This is a genomic window from Ferroglobus sp., from assembly GCF_015521575.1.
Lineage (GTDB): Archaea > Halobacteriota > Archaeoglobi > Archaeoglobales > Archaeoglobaceae > Ferroglobus.
This window is the reverse complement of the sequence record NZ_WANY01000259.1, coordinates 1-2,587: the sequence shown is the minus strand read 5'-3', so window position 1 is coordinate 2,587 and position 2,587 is coordinate 1. Positions and strand designations below refer to the sequence as shown.

Here is a 2,587-nt window from a genome sequence, read left to right as displayed (position 1 = left end):
GAGAGTTCTTGAAGAGATAAAACTTAGAGCCGGAGTGGAGCTTGAAGGAAACGTTGAAGTCGTGAAATTCGATAAAACGAATGCAATTTTAATAGACGGAGAATTTCTTGCGATAGAGCACGAGGGGAAGTATTACCTCTCTGTTCTCGGAGTTATGAAGTTTAAACCGGAAAAGGGAAGGGTAGTTGTCGACAGCGGAGCAACGAATTTCATTCTGAACGGGGCAGACGTTATGAAGCCGGGAATCGTCGAGGCTGATGAGGAAATAAACGAAGGTGATTTCTGCTACATTGTAGTTGAAGAGAAATACACTCCGTTAGCTGTGGGAATTGCTTTGTGCAAGGGAACGGAAATGGTTGGAGGAAAAGGAAAGGCTGTAAAGAACATTCACCACATCAACGATAAGCTTTGGAAAGAATTAGTTGTTAAGATGTAAATCCCCCGTCTGGGACCCCCTCCTCACAGCTTGCTGCGCTTCAAAGCTTGGAGGGGAAAGGACAAAGGATGTTAGAGAAGTTGTGAATAAAAAACTTATGTTCCGCTTTCAAGTTCAACTATTTTCGGATACACAACTTCCCTTGCAAATTTTAAATCGTCTGGAGTATCTATCTCTGTCCAAGGTAAACCTAAAGTTGAAGAATAGTTCACGATTTTCCCGCTGTCGATCATGTGCTGAAAAGCTTCCTCATAGAAGACTCCCTTGCCTTTTAACCTCATAGTCTCCTCTATAGCTTGCTTTAAGTCTTCCACAGCTTTATCGCTAACTTTAGCCAAGCCTATGTACTCTCCATCCGCATCTTCGGGCTTAATTTTTTTGCTAATCCTAACGACCTTGTCCTTGTTGATTTTGACTTTCATTTCTTCTTCCCCTATCTCATCCCTGAAGTCTACTGAAATCGTCAGGTTGTCTGATTCCGCTCTCAGAAGATTTCTTAGGATGTCTCTGTGGAATATTATGTCCGAATTTACTATTATGAACCTCTCATTTATGTCCTTAGCCGCAATGTATAGGCTGTAAATGTTGTTGGTGTCTCGATAATGGTAGTTGTGAACGAAATCTATGTTCAGTTCTGGGAAGGTTCTTCTAACTCTCTTTCTCAACTTTACGGATTTGTATCCGGTAACTATGACAAACTTTGTTACGCCCTCATCCCTAAGCACTTCGATGTTCCTCACAAGCAAAGGCTTGTTTCCGACAGAGACTAAGGCTTTAGGAATTTTTTGAGTGATATGTCCAAGCCTTGAGCCGAATCCAGCTGCTAAGATGACCGCAAGCATGGAAAGAGTTAAATTCTGCTTTATTTAAAACTTACCGGAGGTGATAGTATAAGTTGGGAGTATATTATTACTGAAAAAATTTACAGGAAATTTTCCAAGCCGATAGCGAAGTTTCTCATGAGATTTGACGTTCACCCAAACAAAATAACGTATTTTTCAGCTTTTATTGGGATTTTGAGTGGTTACCTGATCGGAATTGGAAGAGTCGTTGAGGGCGTCGTCGTACTTTTCGTTTCTCAAATTTTCGACTGCGTTGATGGAGATTTGGCAAGAATGAGCGGAAGAGTTACGAAGAAAGGAGCCTACATCGACAGAGTTCTTGACAGGTTCGTCGATGCAGCGATCATCATAGGCATAGTGAACCTCAACCCGGAAGCTCACTGGTTTCAGGGATTCTTAGCTTTGACGTTTTCCTTTGGCGTTAGCATCACGAGAGTTATGGCAGAAGCTACTGGAATAAAGCTTAAAGCTGGAATAGCCGGAAGGGATACGAGAATAGTCATCGTTATGCTCGGGTTGCTTCTCGGCTACCCTTCGGAAACGCTCTGGGTTCTCGCTTTGCTCAGCGCATTCACAACTTTGGAAAGGATATATTACGCTTTGAAGAAGTTGGAACATGCATAGATTTGAAGCTGAAAAAGCTGAAGAGCTTATTTCGGAAAAAAGGAAAAGGATTCAGCCAATAGAGCCGTTTGAGGAAGTTATCGGCTCTATCGAAGATAAAAATACTGCCGTGGATTTTGGAGCTGGAATCGGATACTTCACAGTTCCATTATCGAAGCATTTCAAAAGAGTTTTTGCGATAGAAGCTCAGGAAGAAATGGCTGAAAAGCTCAGAAAAAGGCTGAAAACGCTTGGAGTTGAAAATGTCGGGATAATAATTTCTGATAAACCAATAGACTTTGACTTCGAGGTCAGTCTGATTCTTTTTGCCAACGTTTTGCACGAGGTTGAGAACTGGAGAGAGCTTTTGGAGTGGAGCAGAATTGCTAAGCACGTCATAGTTATAGACTGGAAAAAAGTTAGAACAGATTTTGGACCGCCGCTTGAGGAGAGAATCGGCGAAGAGGAAATGAAAAGAGTTCTTAACGAAATTTTCAAGAATGTTAAAAAGTTTGATTTCTACAAGTACCACTACTTTTTCCTCTGCTCAAAGGAGTAGAAGCAAAAGAACGGACTGCAAGCATCCAATTAAAAATCCGAGAACAGCTCCTGAAATCTCGATAAACCTCAACTCCTTTCCCGCCACTTGCTTTATAAATTTTTCAGCTTCTTCAGAGGAAAAGTCTTCAACCTTCCTCTTCACGAT

General features: G+C 41.6%; 5 protein-coding genes. 3 read left to right on the top strand and 2 right to left on the bottom strand.

Features of this window, described 5'->3' with window-relative positions:
• The coding region (locus tag F7C14_RS10405; protein ID WP_290902627.1) for a PUA domain-containing protein at nt 1–436 on the top strand (436 nt) is incomplete at its 5' end.
• A 95-nt stretch (nt 437–531) separates the two neighbouring features.
• On the opposite strand, the gene F7C14_RS10400 is transcribed toward F7C14_RS10405, so the two are convergent.
• Nucleotides 532–1,278: a phosphocholine cytidylyltransferase family protein gene (locus F7C14_RS10400; RefSeq protein WP_290902625.1), complete on the bottom strand. Its 747-nt coding sequence runs from the start codon at nt 1,276–1,278 to the stop codon at nt 532–534.
• 117 nt (nt 1,279–1,395) lie between these two features.
• On the opposite strand from F7C14_RS10400, the gene F7C14_RS10395 reads away from it, so the two are divergent.
• Together F7C14_RS10395 and F7C14_RS10390 are read left to right on the top strand one after the other, a co-directional pair.
• Complete coding sequence (locus tag F7C14_RS10395) at nt 1,396–1,902, top strand: CDP-alcohol phosphatidyltransferase family protein (protein ID WP_290902623.1); 507 nt, start codon at nt 1,396–1,398, stop codon at nt 1,900–1,902.
• Nucleotides 1,895–2,440 (top strand): rRNA adenine N-6-methyltransferase family protein, encoded by a 546-nt coding sequence (locus tag F7C14_RS10390; protein ID WP_290902621.1) that lies wholly within the window; start codon nt 1,895–1,897, stop codon nt 2,438–2,440. The genes F7C14_RS10395 and F7C14_RS10390 overlap by 8 nt, the downstream gene beginning before the upstream one ends.
• Here F7C14_RS10390 and F7C14_RS10385 read toward each other — a convergent pair.
• Nucleotides 2,429–2,584 carry a DUF445 family protein gene (locus tag F7C14_RS10385; RefSeq protein ID WP_290902629.1) on the bottom strand — a complete coding sequence of 52 codons (156 nt, stop codon included), beginning with the start codon at nt 2,582–2,584 and terminating at the stop codon, nt 2,429–2,431. The genes F7C14_RS10390 and F7C14_RS10385 overlap by 12 nt on opposite strands.
• Nucleotides 2,585–2,587 lie beyond the last annotated feature (3 nt).

Bases quoted from the DNA above. Each gene is read 5' to 3' on its own strand.
- F7C14_RS10400 (WP_290902625.1), bottom strand. From the start codon at position 1,278: ATGCTTGCGGTCATCTTAGCAGCTGGATTCGGCTCAAGGCTTGGACAT.
- F7C14_RS10395 (WP_290902623.1), top strand. From the start codon at position 1,396: ATGAGATTTGACGTTCACCCAAACAAAATAACGTATTTTTCAGCTTTT.
- F7C14_RS10390 (WP_290902621.1), top strand. From the start codon at position 1,895: ATGCATAGATTTGAAGCTGAAAAAGCTGAAGAGCTTATTTCGGAAAAA.